This window comes from Veillonella sp. 3627 (assembly GCF_003992195.1).
Lineage (GTDB): Bacteria > Bacillota > Negativicutes > Veillonellales > Veillonellaceae > F0422.
The window spans coordinates 46,828-65,902 of the sequence record NZ_RQVG01000006.1; the positions used below are offsets into that span (position 1 = coordinate 46,828).

A 19,075-nucleotide genomic window follows, 5' to 3' on the forward strand; every position below is an offset into this window, starting at 1 on the left:
GAAAGTAAGGAGATCGCACTATGAAACGATTGTCCGTAGCACTCTCTCAGGATGTGACAGAACTGTTGAAAGAGTACATAACATATCCTACGGTGGATGTGGAGACGGCAGACTTTACGGAGGTGTCTGCCATCGTGGTCAGTGATACGTATGTTAAAGATGTGGTTCACCATCCACAGGTGCAAGCCTTTTCCATTCCTCTCTTTGTAATCACAAAAGATGGAGATGCTCTTATTAAAGCTGGTGATTATTTGCCGAACATGAGGATATATACGGCACATACATTAGATGAACTTAGAATGACAGAGGATGTTGAGACCGCAGCCATACGCTATGAATATGGGGTGTTGCCACCATTTTTTAGGGCCTTATCTAAGTATTCTACCAATGGCAATCTTCAATTTGATTGTCCCGGACATCAAGGGGGTGACTTCTTTAAAAGACATCCCGCAGGGCATGCTTTTTATGATTTCTATGGCCCTAATATATTTACCAGTGATTTATGCAATGCAGATGTGAAATTAGGAGACTTACTCATTCATGAAGGACCTGCTTGTGATGCACAACAGCATGCAGCGGATGTATTCAATGCGGATAAAACCTATTTTGTATTGAATGGTACCTCTTCCGCCAATAAAATGGTTCTCAATGCCTTGTTAGCACCAGAAGATGTGGTGCTCTATGATAGGAATAACCATAAGTCTATTTCTCATGGTGCTTTAGTGCAAGCGGGGGCGACACCAGTGTACTTGGAAACGGCACGAAATCCATTTGGGTCCATCGGCGGGATTCTAGACCATTGCTTTGAAGAAAGCTATATCCGTCAGTTAGTGGCGCAAAGAGACCCAGAGAAAGCAAAGGAAGAACGGCCTATTCGGTTGGCAGTGATTCAGCTAGGTACCTATGATGGTACTATTTATAATGCACGACAAGTGGTAGATCGGATTGGACATCTTTGTGATTATATTTTGTTTGATTCTGCTTGGGTAGGATACGAACAATTTATTACCATGATGAAAGATTGCAGTCCTTTATTATTAGAATTAGGCCCCAATGATCCGGGTATTCTCGTGACGCAATCAGTACATAAGCAACAAGCGGGATTTTCTCAGGCCTCTCAGGTGCATAAAAAAGATAGACACATCAAAGGACAAGCGCGGTATGTAAACCATAAACGGATGAACAATGCCTTTATGATGCATGCCTCTACATCTCCCTTTTATCCCTTATTTGCATCCTTAGATGTGAATGCGAAAATGCATGAAGGATTAGGTGGTCAATATCTGTGGAAAGAGTGTGTAAAAGTGGCTATCGAAGCTCGTAAATCAGTGCTAACCCGGTGTCAGTATATACGACCACTAGTGCCACCTATGGTGCATGGTCAATGTTGGGAAGATGGTGATACGGAACGCATGGCAGAGGACCTATCCTACTTTCGGTTTGAACCGAATGGAAAATGGCACTCCTTCCAAGGCTATGGAGAGAACCAATACTTCATTGACCCTTGTAAGTTTCAATTGATTACACCTGGTATTGATGTAGAAACAGGGGACTATGAATCTTTTGGTATACCGGCTACGATTTTGGCGCATTACTTGCGCGATCGCCATATCATCCCAGAGAAATGCGATTTAAATACTATATTATTCTTAATGACGCCAGCGGAAACGAAGAAAAAGATGGATCAATTAGTATCTCATTTAGTGGAGTTTGAAAGGCTCATCGATAGAGATGCTCCGTTGGAAGAAGTATTGCCCTATGTGTATCATCAACACTGGAAGGCCTATGATGGATATACAATTCGTCAACTTTGCCAAGAAATGCATGATTTTTATAAAGATCGTAATGTGAGTGATTTACAACGGAAATTATTTTTACAAGAGTATTTTCCTGATTATGTAAAATCACCACAAGAAGCAAACTTTGATTTTGTTCGAGGCTATGGCGAGTTAGTGCCTGTGTCTGAGGCAGTGGGGCGTATGGCGTTAGAAGGAGCCTTGCCATATCCACCAGGAGTGCTCTGTGTACAGCCAGGTGAGCGCTGGTCAGAGACGGCACGAGATTATTTCTTAGCCTTAGAAGAAGGGATTAATCGATTGCCTGGCTTTGCCCCAGAAATTCAAGGGGTGTACTTGCAAGAGCAAGAGGATGGCACTAAAAAAGCCTTTGCCTATGTTTTACAAAAGTCCTATGAATCGCGATAGTATAGAGGATTCTATATATAAATTTGTACTCACAATGAATAGAAATGGTGTATCGTACTTGTATGATACATCGTTTTTATATATACTTGTATATGAATGCATAAAACTATTTCATAGCGTGTAGACCGTACAGAATGCCTATAGGCTATAAAGTAGTTATAGATACAAATATTCTTACATAGGTATAGGAAACTTGAGCGAAAAGCTCACTAGATTAAATAGGAGTGTATATGTTAATACAAGATAAACATGCAGTGGAGCAACGATTGTTAATTCAATCGGCCATACTCATGTCATTTGTGGCCATTGGTGGCACTATGATGGGGGTCTTTAGCGGATCCAGTGCCATCTTATTAGATGGGGTCGTGTCTTTTATTGCCGTGATTATTAAGGTGATGATGATCATTACATCCAGATTAGTATCAAATGAAACAAGCAAACGCTTTCAGTTTGGCTATTGGCAGTTTGAACCCTTAGTGTTGATTGCAGAAGGTAGTTTTACCTTGCTGATTGTAAGTTATGCCTTTTTATCGGGACTGACGGATTTATTGGGTGGCGGTCGTGCTGTTCATGTGGGACCTGCTATCATCTATGCTACAATTTTTACCATTGCTGATACGTGCTATTATTTCTATGTGCACCAAATCAATAAAAAATTGCAATCTAATTTGGTAAAATTCGATAATATTAGCTGGTCCATCGATGCTATGTTAGAAGCTGGGATTTTAGTTAGCTTTTTAGTGGCTTTTGGGCTAGAACATTTTGGCTATGCAGAATGGGCGGTCTACGTGGATCCTATTGTGCTCATTATTTTATCGTTACAAATGATGCCGTCTGCTTTAAAAATTATCATTCCATCGGTGAAACAAATTATGGGTGTAGCGCCTTTGAAATTACATAATCGAATCCAATTTATTATGGATTCTTTCATGGAAAAGTATAAATTTAAAGATTATGTCACTAGTGTACAAGCCTATGGGAATGTAAAAATGATTGAAATTGATATTTTAATTCCTAAGAATTTCCCAAAACAAACCATTGTAGAATTAGATGAAATTCGCAATGAAATTGACCTTGCCATTGGTGGTGACCCTGCAGAGAAATGGGTGACGATCACATTTACAGCTACGAAAAAGTGGATGGCAAAAGATTATTTATTAGATGAAGAAGATGAAGATTGAGATTAATAACTATCTTCCGATGAGGAGACAACAGTGGATTATGTATTGACCATCATGGAGACATATGGGTATGCAGCCATGTTTATTTGCATGGTGCTAGAAAATGCGAACATTCCGATTCCTAGTGAAATTATTTTAGGGTTCGCAGGGTATTTAGTATTTCAAGGCGTATTTGATTTGAATACGGCTATTATTGTAGGTGTTGTAGCGGGTATTGTGGGTTCTGTATTATCCTATTGGCTAGGGGAATATGGTGGCAGACCTGTATTGATGAAATATGGGAAATATATCTTATTTAGTGAAGATAAATTTGGTGCTGCAGAAAAATTGTTCAATCGCTATGGTGGTGCCGCTGTGTTTATTGGCCGTTTATTACCAGGGGTGCGTACATTTATTTCCTTCCCTGCAGGAGTGGCTAAATATCCGATGACCCCCTTTGTGATTTGGACTACTGTTGGTACCATTCCTTGGACAATCTTATTAGTTTGGCTAGGCATGAAGCTAGGGGAACATTGGAAAGACTTGATTGAGTATAATCATGAACTATTAATTGCTATGATTGTAGTGTTTATAGTGGTAGCTGTAGTATATGGTTTGAAATATTGGAAACGTCGTAAACAATAGGGAGATGCTTATGAAATTACATCGTGTAACCTATGTAGTATTTCTCTTTTTCTTAGGAGTTTATGTACTAGGGAACCATCTATTACCAGTGTCGGATCCAGTAGAGTCGAATTACGCTTTAACCGCAAAAGAGATGGTCCTTTCCGGAGATTGGTTGTCTCCACAAATTTATGGGCACTATTGGTTTGATAAACCAATTATGATTTATTGGCTATTAAGTTTGTCCTATTCTGTATTCGGTATGACAGACTTTGCAGCACGTTTTCCGTCAGGTCTTTTTGGGGCTTTATCAGTGGCTATGGTTTACCAAGGGGTGCGCACCCTAACAGGGCAACGATTAGGCGCTTTGTTATCAGCATTCATATTAGGCACATCTCTCATCGTATGGACCATTGCCCATGGTATCATCACAGATATGGTGTTGTTATTTGCCACGGTAGGTACCTTTTATTACGCCTATCGTGGACTACTAGTTAAGAATCCATGGTATATGGCAGTAGCCTATGGCTTTGCGGGGATTGCAGTATTGACGAAAGGTCCTGTAGGGCTGGTATTACCGGGATTGTTGTTCCTGATTTATGCAGGGGTTAAACGATCTTGGTCTATGGTGAAAGCTTTATTTCCATGGCAAGGTATCCTCGTGTTTTTAGCAGTTGTCTTGCCTTGGTATGGATATATGTACCATACTCACGGTATGGAATTTATCAATGGGTTTTTAGGACTTCATAATGTAACGAGAGCGACCCAATCTGAACATCCTGAGGTAAACCATTGGTGGTATTATCTACCTATTTTCCTAGGAGGCTCTCTCCCTTGGACGGGAGCCATTCTATATGGTATGTATCGGGGTTGGAAAACAAGAACTGATGCCTATCTATATACCATGATTATGGGATGGGGAACAATTTTGTTCTATACAATGATGGCCACGAAATATCCAACCTATGCTTTTATTTCGGTTATTCCTTTCAGCTTGTTAGGAGCTTTTGGGATTATTTCTTTGAAAGATGCCAGTCACCGTGCTTGGTGGTGGGTATTGGGACCGACTTTAGTATTATGGTGGGCTCTTGGGATTGGAACATTCTTTGCACCTTGGGGCTTTTGGTGGATTCTTCGAGCTGTTGTCGTAGGTCTTACCTTATTCCTAGGTGGGTGTTATTGGTATCGGAAACGATTGATGATGCCTTTCACAGTGGGGATGGGTACCTTGGTAGTACTAGGTATTGTGCTTATGGAAGGGTTGGTACCATTCTTGGGCTTGCGTTCTTCTGTGACCTATCATGAACAGATACGCAGCTTTCATGGACCTGTGTATTATTATGGGGAATATGCGGCGTCAGTGCCGTATTATTTAGATGTGACACCCGTGCGAGTAGAGCCTAGTCCAGAACGATTGGCGAAGTATAATGTACAGCGCAGTGCGAAGTGGAACGGTAAGAATGTGATGCCTCAAATTGAGGAACAAGAGTTATTTAAACGCTTGCAATCTGGGGAACGGATGCTCATAATTACCAATAAAAATTATGGTAAAGAATTAGAGGAATCTTCAGTAGGTCAATATTTAGAACGTGATGAAAGTAGTTCTAAGGTAGTACTATTGCATTCCAAATAGTGAGGTATCTATGTCAGTAGAACGATTGATGCGACAATTAAAAGGATTTTCTAGTCCCTATGTGTATAATCCTTGGAATGATTTTGATGAACGCTATGATACTAATCAGAGAGCGAGCTCCATTCGGAGAAAACAGTTACAAGCCTATTTGGAGCAGCGATTAGAGCGTGCTAAAATTCTCATCATAGCAGAAGCGGTGGGCTATCAAGGAGGGCGATTTACAGGGATTGCCATGACCTGTGAAAGAATGCTCTTAGGGCATCACCCTACGGTAACCCCATCTATGGTGTTTACTGGATTGGAGCCGAAACGAACTAGTAATCCAAAGAGCGAGTATATTATAAAACCGACACAAAAAGAAAAGGGCTTTAATGAGCCTACTGATTCTGTGGTGTGGAATGCCATGTTAGAAGCTAATATAGACCCTTATGAAGTGGTGTTGTGGAACATTTTTCCATTTCATCCCTTTAAAGGAATAGATGGCTTGACGAACCGGACTCCTACAAAGCAAGAATTAGACTTAGGGTGGACCTATACGAAACAGCTCTTAGATTTGTTCCCTAGGGCACAGATCCTTGGAGTGGGTCAAAAAGCGAGTCTTACCTTGGCGGAGTATGGGGTAGAAGTACAAGCTACCTTGCGCCATCCAGCCAATGGAGGAGCGGGGCTGTATAAGCAGCAGTTTCGGGAATTTCTTGAGGAAAAGCTGAAAGCTTAATAGGTAATACAAAAAGATGAAAAGCCGCAGCGCTTCTGAAAACTGCCCTACGCGAAAGTTTTCAGTAAGCACTACGGCTTTTCTTGCGGTGGATTAAAAAATAGAGGAAGGTTGATATTGCTCAACTTTCCTCTATTTTATTTGGAACTTATTTTTTTGTAGCTCCCTTTATGGAAATTCAGGAGGAGCTTTGTTATAAGGTCTTTTGTATTGGTAGTCTTTGTAATACTTGGATGACCTTGTCTAATTCTTCTTCTGTGTGTGCAGCGGTGACGGTTAAGCGCAATCGTCCAGTGTTGACAGGGACTGTGGGAGGGCGAATGCCACTGAGGATGATGCCTTCTCGTTCACATAGGCGACTGGCTTCTAATGTATCTTCGTTAGAGCCGATGATGATAGGAAATATCGGTGTATCATCGCTGCTAGGGATTCCTAGTGATTGCAAGGCGTTGTGCATATATTCTGTATTGCTTCGCAGTTTTTGATATACACTAGGTTCCTCTGCTAATACTTCTAGGGCGCCGATGCTAGCCCCAATGTCAGCAGGGGACAAAGCGGTGGCAAAGATGAAGGGACGACTGTGGTTAATGATATAGTCGATGATGGTTTGGCTACCGCAGACGTATCCTCCGATGGACCCTAAGGCTTTACTCATAGTGCCAGTGGTGATGATACGTGGGTTTTCACAGTGAAAGTGATGTGCTGTACCACGGCCTTCACCAATGACGCCAGTAGCATGAGCATCGTCTACAATAAGTAGGGCATTGTAGCGTTCTGCAAGTTCAAATAGTTCAGGTAAGGGAGCTATATCCCCATCCATGCTGAACACTCCATCAGTAATGATAAAACGCATACCATAGTGCTTAGATTGGCTTAATAAGGATTCTAGGACTGCCACATCCTTGTGAGGGTAAACTTGTACTTTAGCGCCGCTGAGACGACATCCGTCGATGAGGCTAGCGTGATTCAATTCATCACTAAAAATAATATCTCCTTTATGAACTAGGGCAGAGATTGTTCCTAGATTTGCCATAAACCCAGCTGTGAAAGTGAGTGCCTTTTCACAGTCTTTCCACTGTGCGAGACGGTGCTCTAGTTCTTGAAATAAAGGGAAAGAACCAGAGGTAAGGCGAGCGCCACCAGAACCAGTGCCATATTGTTGGATGGCCTGTAAGGCTCGATCTTTCACGTGGGGATGATGGGTTAAGCCTAGGTAATTATTTGATGCCATCATTAGATAGGTGGAACCTTCATACATAACATGAGTAGCATCGATAGGAGTATAGGTGCGAGGAGAACGAAATTGTGATTCCTCTTGGCGCTTGACTAAGGCTTCGGAGTATCGATTAAACATGGTGAATCCCTTTCGTTGTGACCCACGTAGGAGTGGATGTAAAATACTGTATTACTTCTTCTATCGGTGCATCGTCAGTGATAAAGAAGGCGCGACCACCAATAGGACTACCATAGACTTTCATAGGGCTTAACCGATGGTAGGTAGTGCCATAGGACACATAGCCCGTCGTATACTCTGGATCATCGGACCAACATAGTTCACCTAGTACGTAAGGCGATGCGAGGACCTTGCTTGCTAGGATGAGAGCCTCCCTAGAATGGATGGAAGAACAGCCATAATATTGCAAATGGTGGTGTATGTCTGCATCTGATTCGGCATCCATACGGGACACGCGTACTGTTTGGGGGTATACCTCACCAGTAGTAGCATTGACGAGCCAAGCACCACTTATAGTTTCTGTGTTTTGGCTGAGTTTGATAAAAGCCTTTTGAATCGCCTGTTCATGGATCTGTGCTTGTTGTAATAGTTGGGTAGCTACCCGATGAGAGTCCTCGATTGTTTCTGATTCTGTAGTAGCCACCATGAGAGCAGGGACTTTCACGATGGAGTCATCAGGAATCTCATCAATTTGTAAATTGATAAAATCTGGACGACCTTTGCTGTGTTGTAATGCTCGTTGTAAAAATTCTTCTGAAATGCGTGATAAGGATTCTAAAGAGACGAGACGTTCCGCTCCAGAAATATGAGAACCTCCTTGTTCATGAGGGCCTCCCTTAGCAGCGCGCATACGAATGCTGTAAACCATAAGTGACTAACCTTGATGCGCTTTCAATGTAGTAGCCAAGCGTGGTAGACGTCGCAAGATACTATAGAAGATAGGGCTTACAATGACTGTGAAAATCATGCCAGGTACTGCCATCATAAGCATAGGAATGACCATTTTGCCAAAGGATAAACCAATGGTGATACGGGCAATAGCAGACGCAATAGGACCAGAGATAAGAATAGACCACATGCGATTTTTACCAATCCATAAGATGAGTCCTACGATGAGGCGGAATTGCATGGCAATGGCAACATTTAGCAAGTTTTGTGTGCCCAATACAAGACCAATCAAACTAGAAAGACAGCCGCAGATGATGTACTTGCGGAATCCGAAGGCAGCGCAAATTGCTACCGCTAAAGGAGCAGATAGTTGGAACTCTACACCGGAAATTAAGTTGGGAATTTTGATGCCTCCTAGAATTGTCATCATCGCCGTTAAGATAGCGATCTCTGCAATTGTGTGAATACTTACATTTTTCATTTTGTGACCTCCTATTGTAAACTTTCAAAAACCTTACTTCGTTTACATTATAAAACGCAATTGCATATAGTGCAATATTCAATTGCAAATTTTATGGATTAGGGAGAGGCGCCTTAGTTGCTTAGGGTGGATTTTCTATAGTATAATAAAGGTAATTATTTTGATCGGCTTATGAACCTTATGGGTTCCCAAATGTTTCACAGTAGAAGTATGTATAGAGGGTATATGCTTTGCTGTGTAGAAGAATGTGACATAGATAGTGAGAAAGGTTTCTCACAGTGTTTTGCTGTATGAATACGAACAGAAATAGATACTTATTTGTGCTTACATGCCGATACATGCTTAACCATCTGAGGGTGGGATTATATAGTCTTGGACTATGGTAGTATGTATAGACAGTACGACTATAGTCCTGTAGGAGGAAATTTTGAATATACAAGAAGAAAGAACAAATATAGCTGCACCGGTAGGTGAAGCTACGCAACAACGACCACGTTCTACAACACGTACACGCCGCACGACGGGTCAAAATCGTCGTACCACTGTGAAAGCTGAGGGGGAACGTACCAGTCGTCCGCGTCCACAAGGCGATAATGGCGAGCGCCGTCAATCTAATCGTGGTCCGCGTAAACCACAACGTGCCAATACAACTGTGGAAAAACATGAACAAATAAATCGTTCCCATGTGCGAAAAGATAAATTGCAAATCATTCCATTAGGTGGTCTAGGTGAGATCGGTAAAAATATGACCATTTTCCAATATGGCGATGATATTGTCGTGTTAGATGCGGGTTTAGCATTCCCAGAAAATGACATGTTAGGGGTAGATATTGTAATCCCTGATATGAGTTATTTAATCGAGCATAAAGATAAAGTACGTGCCGTGGTGATTACTCATGGTCATGAAGACCACATTGGGTCCTTGGCGTATTTATTAAAAGAAGTGAACGTACCTGTGTATGCTACGAACTTAGTATGTGGCTTGATTGAAGGTAAGTTAAAAGAACATCATGTAAAAGCTAAAAAATTACAAGTTGTAAAAGCTGGTGATGAATTTAAAATTGGCTGCTTCAAAGTGGGCTTTATCCAAACAAATCACTCTATTCCAGATGCATGTGCCATCTTTTTAGAAACTCCAGTAGGTACTGTGGTACATACGGGGGACTTCAAAGTGGATCAAACTCCTGTAGATGGGAAATTGATGGACGTTCACAAATTTGCAGAACTTGGTAACAAAGGCGTATTGGCGCTTATGTCTGACTCCACTAATGTGGAAAAGCCAGGGTTCACTCCATCTGAAAGTTCTGTAGGACCAGCGATTATGCGTGCTGTCGCAGAAGCTACGGGTCGTGTTATTTTAGCTACTTTTGCATCTAATGTGTCCCGATTGCAACAAGCTATTGATGCAGCGGTAGCTACAAAACGTAAAGTAGTGGTATTAGGTCGTTCCATGGTAAATGTTACAGAAATCGCTCAAGAGCGTGGTTACTTAACAGTGCCAGAAGGAACTATCATCGGTGATGATGAAATGAATCGCTATCGTGCTGATGAAATTATGATCTTAACAACGGGGTCTCAAGGGGAACCAATGGCAGGTCTATCTCGTATGTCTACAAACAATCACCGTACCGTAGAGATTACGCCAAATGATACTGTTATCATCTCCGCTACACCAATTCCAGGTAACGAAGCGGCCGTAGGACGTACCATCGATAACTTATTGCGCCAAGGTGCTCATGTAGTATACGGCAAGGATCGTGGTATTCACGTATCTGGTCATGGTAGCCAAGAAGATTTAAAAACTATGTTGAATTTGGTGAGACCTAAATTCTTTATCCCAGTTCATGGTGAATACCGCATGTTGAAAAAACATGGTGAACTGGCTGTGTCCATGGGAATTGTAAAACCTAGCAATGTCTTGGTAGGTGATAATGGACAAATTTTTGAGTTTACTACTCGTACAGGTCGTTTAGCAGGTCGTGTGCCAGCTGGTAAAGTCTTTGTGGATGGATTAGGTGTAGGCGATGTAGGTAACATCGTTATCCGTGATCGTCAGCAATTAGCGCAAGAAGGTATGGTTGTGGTTGTTATGGCAATGGACCGTGCTTCTGGTACGATTGTAGCGGGACCAGATATGCTATCTCGTGGCTTTGTGTATGTTCGTGATGCAGAAGAATTATTAAGTGAAGCACAACGTCGTGTAGATGCAGCAGTAGAGAAGTGTGAAATGGATCATATCAAAGATTGGACAACGATCAAAACTGTGGTGCGTGACACATTAGGAAAATTCTTCTATGAAAAAACACGTCGTCGCCCAATGATTCTACCAATCATTCAAGACGTATAGAGAATATGATATAATAGGCATATGACGAAAGTCATATGTCTATTTATTGTATTGGCATAGAACTATGTTGCACCTTTGGGGCGAGACATAGTATGGGGTTAGTATATGAATCAAACAAGTACAAAGTCCGTCGTAGAGTCTGGTATCTTAACGGCATTGATGATTGTCTTTGCCATGATAGGTCTCAGTGTACCTATGCTTGGATTTTTTGGATCTATTTTTGTGCCTATGACGATTGCCATTGTAGGTGTACGTCATGGTTTTCGTTGGAGCCTATTATCTGTTGTATCAGCGATTATAGCCATTGCCTTTTTATTAGGACCTTTGACGGCCATAGTAGAAGGGGGAGTCTTTGGTGTGATTGGTATTTTAATCGGTTATGGATTAAGCAAGCACTGGTCGATTTCTAAATTGTTGATGATTCCTGCTGTGGTATTAATGCTAGCAGTAGTAGTTCAGTTTTGGGCATCTGCTTTGGTGATGCAGGTAAGTCCTACAGAGATGTGGTCATCTTTGGAAGAACAAATTACAGTATCCATGCAAGATATGTATGTGCAGCAGGGGCTTTCAGAGGAACAAGTGACAACGGCGATGACCGCCTTACAAGATCAAATTGAAATCATGAAAAAAGTATTGATTGCAGGTTTATTTTGCTCTGGTGTGGCTATTTCTTATATTATTAATCGTCTTACGTATATTGTGCTCAGTCGTATCGGTACTTACCATATTCCTGAAATGCCTACTATCAAAGGTTGGCGTGTACCAGATTGGGCATTACATATTTTTTTAGTGGGTGTCATTTCTTATTTTGTGAAACAATATATTCCGCTCCTTGAATATGTAGGCTATAATTTGATGTACTTAGGTGGTATAATGCTATTTATACGAGGTATATCTTGTGCTTGGCGTATTAGTAAAAGTTATCATCCACCGAAGTTTGTACCGTGGATTGTACTAGGTTTATTTATTATGATGTCACAGTCTGCCGCTATATTAGGGGCTCTAGATGTGTTCTTGCACCTAGAGGAACGATGGGGCAGACGAAGTGAGTGAAATTAGAGGAGGTAGTATGGATATACAAACTGAATACAGTTCTATTGAAATTACTGCTGCCGTTCTCATTCTTATCTTATTAGGTATTATTTTCTATTTGAATTGGCAACTAGCCATGTTGGCTTGTATAGTGGTAATCGCTGCGTATTTGTACGTGGGACGTACCATTCGAAGAGGACGACATTTTAGAAAAGCTCAATTTGACTGTATGGCAAAAGGGATTACACAGGCATCGACCTTTGCATTACAAAATTTACCCGTAGGGATTGTTATCATTGATGAACACAATGTGATCTGCTGGAGTAATAGCGTATTTAGAGATTGGTTACCTAGTGATTCCGATAAAACAATAAAATTAAGTGGATTTATTCCTACTTTGCGGATTGATAAATATTGGGGCAAGTCGGGATTCTTTCACGAAGAAATTGATGGTAAATATTACCGTGTATTATATAAAACGTTGGTAGCTCCGAAGTCTAATTATTCCGATGTTAATAGCGATGAACTAGAATCGTATATGGCATTTTATTTTGATGACATAACAGACATCGAAGTGGAGAAACAAAAAGCGATTTCTATGTTACCAGCTCTTGGCTTTATTGCTATGGATAATATTGAAGATTTGCGTTCTGGTTTGAGCGATATTGAATATACACAATTGTGGTCCGATATGAACCGATTGATTGTGACGGAAATCGATCAACATGATGGTTTTATTCGCAATGCTACAGAAGATACGTATACCTTTAGTATTAGTAAGGCCGCTATGTTGCACATGATGGAATCGAAATTTAGTTTATTAGATAAGATTCGTGCTTTAACTACATCGAAACATATACCTCCCACCATCAGTATGGGTATTGCTTTGACAGAAGATACTGTGAAAGTGCAAGGAGAAAAGGCAAAAGCAGCTTTGGAGATTGCTTTAGGACGTGGTGGCGACCAAGTTTGCGTATACCATGGTGAAGAAGTCAAGTTTTTTGGTGGAAAATCATCAGGAAATGAAAAGAATACTCGTGTCCGTGCTAGGGTGGTATCTCATGCATTGCATGAAATTATGTTGGATTCTGATCGTGTGCTTGTGATGGGTCATGATCGGGAAGATTATGATAGTATTGGTGCTTCTGTAGGCGTAGCAGCGATGGCAAGAGCTCTTAAGAAACCCGTGCATATTGCCTTGAGTTCGCATCCTACAGCAGTTCGTAAATTAGTAGAAGTATTGGTAGAACATCCAGATTTTCAAGGTCTAATTATTGATGAAGAAGAAGCAGCTCAGTTTGTAACAGATAATACAGTTGTGATTGTGACAGATGTGCATCGTTCTGAGATGGTGGCAGCTCCATCAGCTTTGAAAAAGGCAAATCGTCGTGTTGTCATCGACCATCATAGAAGGGGTTCAGACTTTATTGAGTCTCCATTATTGACCTATTTGGAACCATCTACATCATCTACTAGTGAACTGGTAACAGAGTTAATTCAATATTTCCCAGAACATGTAGAGATTAAGCATATTGAAGCTAGTGGTTTATATGCAGGTATTGTAGTAGATACAAAAAACTTTGTGGTCCAAACAGGGGCACGTACCTTTGAAGCAGCCTCTTTCTTGCGCCGATCAGGTGCAGATGTATCCTTAGTACGTCATTTATTTATGGATAGCTTTGAAGGTATGCGTATACGTTCTGCTATGCTAGCGTCTGCAGAAGAAATAGAAAATATGGCTTTTACAGAGGCACCGCAAGATGCGAAGAATGCAACAGTGATAGCAGCTCAAACAGGTGATAAATTAATTACGCTAGAGGGTATTGAAGCTAGTTTTGTATTTTATGTATTGCCAGATGGTGGCATTGGAGTCAGTGCTAGGTCACAAGGCAAGTTAAATGTACAGTTAATTATGGAATCTGTCGGTGGCGGAGGTCATCGTACCGTGGCGGGCGCTCAGATTTACAATATGTCTATGAAAGAGGCGCGCCAATGGGTGACTGAAGTAGCCGTATCCCATATGACAGAATTACAAAGAGAAACGAAGGAGGACTTATCATGAAAGTAATTTTATTAGAAGATGTTAAAAAAGTTGGTAAACGTGGCGAAATCATAGAAGTTTCTGAAGCTTATGGTCGCAATGTACTTATTAAAAAAGGTGTTGGCCTTGAAGGAACTCCTCAGAATTTGAACAATGCGAAACAAAAATTGGGGGCTCAAGCTCATAAAAAACAAGTGGACTCTGATGAAGCTACTGTATTGGCTAGCCAATTGTCGAAAGTATCTATTACAATCCCTGTTAAAATGGGAGATGGTGGCCGTGTATTCGGTTCTGTAACAGGTAAAGATATTTCTGATGCATTGCAAGCGCAAGTAAAAGTTGATGTAGATAAAAAGAAAATTGACTTAAAAGAGCCAATCAAAACATTGGGTACTCATGAAGTGTTAATTCGAGTGCATCCAGAAATTACAGCTAAGATTACTGTAGAAGTAGTTGCAGGTTAATAGAAAGAGGGGCTAGGCCCCTCTTTTTTGTATAAAATATGTAATTGTATATAGGGAGAGTATGTATGTCAGGACGGATACCACCGCATAGTATAGAAGCAGAACGAGCCGTACTAGGAGCTATTTTGCTCAATAAAGATGCCTTTGATGCAGTTAGCTCTATTGTAAAAGCAGAAGATTTTTACAGTGATAATCATCGAGTAATTTATGAAGCGATTGCTAGTATTGTAGGAAAAAATCAGCGAGCAGACTATGTTTTATTATCTGAAGAATTAAAAAAATCCCAAAAATTAGAGGCTGTAGGAGGTATTTTATACCTTACAAATCTTACAACAGATATTGTAGATGTATACAATGTAGAAGATCATGCAAAAATTGTGAGAGATAAAGCCCATTTGCGTAAACTTATTCATGTAGCGAATGCAGTGGAATCTATGGCCTATCGTGAAGAAGAAGAGACAGAAGATATCGTCAATCGAGCAGAACAAATGGTATTAGATGTAAGCGGCACCACCAAAGGAGAATCCTCGTTTAGTTCTATGCGAGATGTGGTGTATGAAACGATTGATCGTATCAATGAGTTACAACGGCATAAGGGGATACTGACTGGCGTATCTACGGGATTTAAAGACTTAGATAACTTAACTAGTGGCTTGCAAAAATCAGATTTAATTTTAGTAGCAGCCCGCCCTTCTATGGGTAAAACAGCATTTACATTGAACATTGCTCAAAATGTAGCTATGAAATCGAAGAAAAATGTAGCCTTTTTCTCTCTAGAAATGTCTAAGACACAGCTTGTAGCCCGTGTGTTGGCAGCTGTGGCAGGTATTAACTCTGGACGAATCCGGAATGGTCAATTGAGTCAAGAAGATTGGGGAAAAGCAATTAGTGCCTTGAATGATTTAGCAGAAGCTCCCTTATATATTGATGATACTTCAGGTTTGACGCCACAGTTAATGAAGAAAAAGTTGCGCCGTTTAATTCAAGAGCATGGTGAATTAGGACTTGTGGTGGTGGACTATATTCAGCTCATGGAAAATGGCGGTAAAAAAATAGCGGATAATCGCCAACAAGAAGTATCTGCCATTTCTCGACAATTAAAAATTATGGCACGAGAATTTAATGTACCATTGATTGCCTTGTCGCAGTTAAGTCGTGGTGTGGAAAGCCGAGCCGATAAAACGCCGATGTTAAGTGATTTGCGTGAATCTGGCTCTCTAGAACAAGATGCGGATATCGTTGCTTTCTTGAATCGTGAAAACTATCAAGATACAGAAGATACTAGTGATGGTGTAGAAACACAAGTTATCATCCGTAAGCATCGTAATGGTGAGTTAGGGATTGTAAAACTATGGTTTGAAGGGGCATATACACGGTTTAGAGATCTGGCGTATCGTGAAGATGACCCTGGTATATAGAAGTAGGAGGGAGAGCTAATGAAAGAGACTTGGAAACGTATGCTGTGTGCAGCAGTGTTGACTATGGGTATTACATCTACAGGAATACTCACAGTAGAAGCTCATGGATTGTGGGAGGCTCTTGGTAAAAGTGTATTAGGAGGCATTTCTGTGCATCAACATTTGAGTGACCTAGACAATACAGAAAAAGGGCAACAAGAAATGTTGGAAAAAACAAAAGACCGTACAGGCGTCTATGATAATTACGCCTATCAAATGCGGGCGAAGCGTATTGTGGATGAACTTTCAAAATCACCTCATGTGAAACGCAGTTATGTGGTGTACGTTAACCCAGATGAAGATTTCAATGCATTTATGACCTTTGGTCGAGTTATGTCTATTAACAAAGGCACTATGGATTTACTAGATGATGATGCTTTAGCGGCAGTAATTGGTCACGAGTTAAGCCACGGTGAGCATAAAGATTTAGTAAATGGAGCCAAAAAAAGTAGTATTTTATCTACCGTTATTGGAGCGGCTACCTTTAATTCAGGAGATTTAGGACAAATTGCGGCTGGACTTACGGGAAAATATTTAGATAGCCAAGTATTTACGATGTCCCAAGAAAAAAATGCTGATGAATTAGGGTTTATAATATTGTCGGATTCCTCCTTCAATGTAGGTGGGGCAGCTCTTGCCATGGAAGTGATTAAAAATAAATACGGTGATACGTATCGTGAGGGATTTGGTAAAATTTTAAATCCTAATGACCATCCCAAAACATCGCAACGAGTATTGGATAATTTACAACGCTTATATGCATATTCTGGAAATCATGTAAAGGTAGAACAACAAACCGTAATGATCAATGGAAAACCTGTGTATGAAGGTACTCCAAAAGGTAATTATACAGCACCTATGCGAGCTTACTTGGTGGCTGGTAAACTGGCTAGATTGTATCATGATAATGCCATTGGAGGTGCTCGTGTAGATGGATCTACTGTAGCGATTGGAATGACTAATATTGTGACTATGCCAACCTATGACGCAGCGTTTAACATTGCCAAACAAATGAATGCAGCTATCAGTGATGAGTCTGGTATTGTAGCAGATAAAAAAGTAGATAAGAAAGATAAAAAGGACAAAAAAGATAAAAAGGACAAAGAAGATAAAAAAGATAAAAAAGATAAAAAAGAACAAAAGTAATAAGGATAGATAAAACTAATCGTTATAGTAGACTATACAATAGGTCATTATTATCGATAGATATCGATAGAGAAAAACGATAAATATAGATGTTCTTTTATGGAATTCGATATAGATATGAATATATATGAACTTATGAGGAAGAACATAAGTGAAGCATAACTAAAAGTAATGATTACTTTAACCTTATAAAATAGCTGTTTTTAGGTTATTTTTTAAAGGAATTAATTAAATTATCCCTTAACTATGCATATATGATAAGAGTAAAACGCCTACAACAAGGGGATTTCTATTCCATGTGGTGTACATGTGTGCTATAATTTACGTATCAAGAGTAGTGACAATCTGTTGAGGAGTACTACAAGATGTCACAATTTATTTTATGGTTAGGGAAAGAGGTTTTAAAGATGGGAAATTTTGTTTACATCCAAGAAGAAAAACTTAACGCATTCTGTCAAGACGCATTTGAAGGATTTGGCTTCAGCCCTGAAGAAGCTGGCATCATTAAAGACGTATTGATGATGTCTGACATGTACGGTATCCAATCCCACGGTATGCAACGTGTAGTTCGTTACCACAAAGGTATTGAAAAAGGTCTTATCGATATTAAAGCAAAACCAGAAGTAGTATTCGAAACTCCAGTGTCCGCAGTTGTTGAAGGCCATGATGCAATGGGTCAATTAGTTGGTCATTTCGCTATGGAATTAGCAATTAAAAAAGCTAAAGAATCTGGTATTGGTATCGTATCCGCTCGTAACTCTAACCACTATGGTATCGCTGGTTACTATGCTGATCTTGCTTTAAAAGAAGGCTTAATTGGTTTCTCTTGCACTAACTCTGAAGCAATCATGGTTCCTACATTTGCTCGTAAAGCAATGCTTGGTTCCAACCCAATCGCTTTCGCAATGCCAGCTGAACCATACAACTTCTTCTTCGACGCTTCTACAACAGTAGTAACTCGTGGTAAATTAGAAATGTACAATAAATTAGGCAAAGAATTGCCTAACGGTTGGGCATTAAATAAAGACGGTAAAGCATCTCAAAATGCTGCAGAAGTATTGGGCAACATCTCCGACCACGTTGGTGGCGGTATCATGCCTTTAGGTGGCAACACTGAACAATTAGGTTCCCACAAAGGTTATGGTTACGGTATGCTTTGCGAAATCTTCGCATCTATCTTCTCTCAAGGTGGTACATCCAATAAATGTATGACTGGTGGCCGTTCCAATATTTGTCATGGTTTCATGGCTATTAACCCAGCAATCTTTGGTAACCCAGAAGAAGTTAAAAAACACTTCTCCACATTCTTACAAGAACTTCGTGAAGCTCCTAAAGCTGAAGGTGCTGAACGCATCTATACTCATGGTGAAAAAGAAGCAGAAGCTATCGAAGTTTGCCGTAAAGAAGGTGTGCCAGTTATCGACAAAACTGTGGCAGAATTGTTCGACGTATGTAACTTGTTGAAATTGGATCCTAAAAAATACTTCGGCGACTATGAACCACCTAAAGCAGTTGCTTCCAACTACTAATTTGCAGTTCAATAGCTGACAATTACAAATCTTTATCGATGCAGAATCAGTAGTTTTGTATCCCTAAGGAATACTTCTTAGAGACTGGTAACAGTCAACATCTTTGAACATATGAGA

General features: G+C 40.4%; 15 protein-coding genes. 12 read left to right on the forward strand and 3 right to left on the reverse strand.

Annotated elements, in window-relative coordinates; translation table 11 throughout:
- Positions 1–20 precede the first annotated feature (20 nt).
- The 5 genes from speC (at position 21) to EO114_RS04280 (ending at position 6,339) form a co-directional block, all read left to right on the forward strand.
- A complete protein-coding gene (speC, locus tag EO114_RS04260) occupies positions 21–2,204 on the forward strand; it encodes an ornithine decarboxylase (protein ID WP_127061730.1) in 2,184 nt (727 codons plus the stop codon).
- A 230-nt stretch (positions 2,205–2,434) separates the two neighbouring features.
- Positions 2,435–3,385: a cation diffusion facilitator family transporter gene (locus EO114_RS04265; protein ID WP_009353188.1), complete on the forward strand. Its 951-nt coding sequence runs from the start codon at positions 2,435–2,437 to the stop codon at positions 3,383–3,385.
- A 54-nt stretch (positions 3,386–3,439) separates the two neighbouring features.
- Complete coding sequence (locus EO114_RS04270; protein WP_370447306.1) at positions 3,440–4,009, forward strand: DedA family protein; 570 nt, start codon at positions 3,440–3,442, stop codon at positions 4,007–4,009.
- Between the two features lie 10 nt (positions 4,010–4,019).
- On the forward strand, positions 4,020–5,621 hold the full coding sequence (locus EO114_RS04275) for a glycosyltransferase family 39 protein (protein ID WP_127061734.1): 1,602 nt from the start codon (positions 4,020–4,022) through the stop codon (positions 5,619–5,621).
- A 10-nt stretch (positions 5,622–5,631) separates the two neighbouring features.
- Positions 5,632–6,339 (forward strand): uracil-DNA glycosylase, encoded by a 708-nt coding sequence (locus tag EO114_RS04280; protein WP_127011040.1) that lies wholly within the window; start codon positions 5,632–5,634, stop codon positions 6,337–6,339.
- A 193-nt stretch (positions 6,340–6,532) separates the two neighbouring features.
- Here EO114_RS04280 and bioF read toward each other — a convergent pair whose 3' ends face one another.
- The 3 genes from bioF to EO114_RS04295 are packed head-to-tail and all read right to left on the reverse strand — an operon-like array spanning position 6,533 to position 8,942.
- On the reverse strand, positions 6,533–7,693 hold the full coding sequence (bioF, locus tag EO114_RS04285) for an 8-amino-7-oxononanoate synthase (protein WP_127011039.1): 1,161 nt from the start codon (positions 7,691–7,693) through the stop codon (positions 6,533–6,535).
- A complete protein-coding gene (locus EO114_RS04290) occupies positions 7,686–8,441 on the reverse strand; it encodes a 6-carboxyhexanoate--CoA ligase (protein WP_127011038.1) in 756 nt (251 codons plus the stop codon). The genes bioF and EO114_RS04290 overlap by 8 nt, the downstream gene beginning before the upstream one ends.
- Before the next feature lie 6 nt (positions 8,442–8,447).
- The gene (locus tag EO114_RS04295) at positions 8,448–8,942 is read right to left on the reverse strand and encodes a hypothetical protein (protein ID WP_126940828.1); all 495 of its coding nucleotides are present in this window, start codon (positions 8,940–8,942) and stop codon (positions 8,448–8,450) included.
- A gap of 427 nt (positions 8,943–9,369) precedes the next feature.
- On the opposite strand from EO114_RS04295, the gene EO114_RS04300 reads away from it, so the two are divergent.
- From EO114_RS04300 to EO114_RS04330, 7 genes are all read left to right on the forward strand, one after another.
- Entirely contained in the window at positions 9,370–11,289 is a 1,920-nt protein-coding gene (locus EO114_RS04300; RefSeq protein WP_126940827.1) for a ribonuclease J, read from the forward strand.
- Between the two features lie 105 nt (positions 11,290–11,394).
- The gene (locus tag EO114_RS04305) at positions 11,395–12,342 is read left to right on the forward strand and encodes a YybS family protein (protein WP_126940826.1); all 948 of its coding nucleotides are present in this window, start codon (positions 11,395–11,397) and stop codon (positions 12,340–12,342) included.
- A 16-nt stretch (positions 12,343–12,358) separates the two neighbouring features.
- Positions 12,359–14,383 (forward strand): DHH family phosphoesterase, encoded by a 2,025-nt coding sequence (locus tag EO114_RS04310; RefSeq protein ID WP_127061736.1) that lies wholly within the window; start codon positions 12,359–12,361, stop codon positions 14,381–14,383.
- Positions 14,380–14,826 carry a 50S ribosomal protein L9 gene (gene rplI, locus EO114_RS04315; RefSeq protein ID WP_009353218.1) on the forward strand — a complete coding sequence of 149 codons (447 nt, stop codon included), beginning with the start codon at positions 14,380–14,382 and terminating at the stop codon, positions 14,824–14,826. The genes EO114_RS04310 and rplI overlap by 4 nt, the downstream gene beginning before the upstream one ends.
- Before the next feature lie 65 nt (positions 14,827–14,891).
- Positions 14,892–16,244: a replicative DNA helicase gene (gene dnaB / locus EO114_RS04320; protein ID WP_062403557.1), complete on the forward strand. Its 1,353-nt coding sequence runs from the start codon at positions 14,892–14,894 to the stop codon at positions 16,242–16,244.
- A gap of 18 nt (positions 16,245–16,262) precedes the next feature.
- On the forward strand, positions 16,263–17,429 hold the full coding sequence (locus EO114_RS04325; protein ID WP_127061738.1) for a M48 family metalloprotease: 1,167 nt from the start codon (positions 16,263–16,265) through the stop codon (positions 17,427–17,429).
- Between the two features lie 365 nt (positions 17,430–17,794).
- A complete protein-coding gene (locus EO114_RS04330) occupies positions 17,795–18,958 on the forward strand; it encodes an Ldh family oxidoreductase (protein ID WP_240629056.1) in 1,164 nt (387 codons plus the stop codon).
- Positions 18,959–19,075: the final 117 nt, after the last annotated feature.

Coding starts and splice junctions, on each gene's coding strand:
- speC (WP_127061730.1), top strand. CDS start 21: ATGAAACGATTGTCCGTAGCACTCTCTCAGGATGTGACAGAACTGTTG.
- EO114_RS04265 (WP_009353188.1), top strand. CDS start 2,435: ATGTTAATACAAGATAAACATGCAGTGGAGCAACGATTGTTAATTCAA.
- EO114_RS04270 (WP_370447306.1), top strand. CDS start 3,440: ATGGAGACATATGGGTATGCAGCCATGTTTATTTGCATGGTGCTAGAA.
- EO114_RS04275 (WP_127061734.1), top strand. CDS start 4,020: ATGAAATTACATCGTGTAACCTATGTAGTATTTCTCTTTTTCTTAGGA.
- EO114_RS04280 (WP_127011040.1), top strand. CDS start 5,632: ATGTCAGTAGAACGATTGATGCGACAATTAAAAGGATTTTCTAGTCCC.
- bioF (WP_127011039.1), bottom strand. CDS start 7,693: ATGTTTAATCGATACTCCGAAGCCTTAGTCAAGCGCCAAGAGGAATCA.
- EO114_RS04290 (WP_127011038.1), bottom strand. CDS start 8,441: ATGGTTTACAGCATTCGTATGCGCGCTGCTAAGGGAGGCCCTCATGAA.
- EO114_RS04295 (WP_126940828.1), bottom strand. CDS start 8,942: ATGAAAAATGTAAGTATTCACACAATTGCAGAGATCGCTATCTTAACG.
- EO114_RS04305 (WP_126940826.1), top strand. CDS start 11,395: ATGAATCAAACAAGTACAAAGTCCGTCGTAGAGTCTGGTATCTTAACG.
- EO114_RS04310 (WP_127061736.1), top strand. CDS start 12,359: ATGGATATACAAACTGAATACAGTTCTATTGAAATTACTGCTGCCGTT.
- rplI (WP_009353218.1), top strand. CDS start 14,380: ATGAAAGTAATTTTATTAGAAGATGTTAAAAAAGTTGGTAAACGTGGC.
- dnaB (WP_062403557.1), top strand. CDS start 14,892: ATGTCAGGACGGATACCACCGCATAGTATAGAAGCAGAACGAGCCGTA.
- EO114_RS04325 (WP_127061738.1), top strand. CDS start 16,263: ATGAAAGAGACTTGGAAACGTATGCTGTGTGCAGCAGTGTTGACTATG.
- EO114_RS04330 (WP_240629056.1), top strand. CDS start 17,795: ATGTCACAATTTATTTTATGGTTAGGGAAAGAGGTTTTAAAGATGGGA.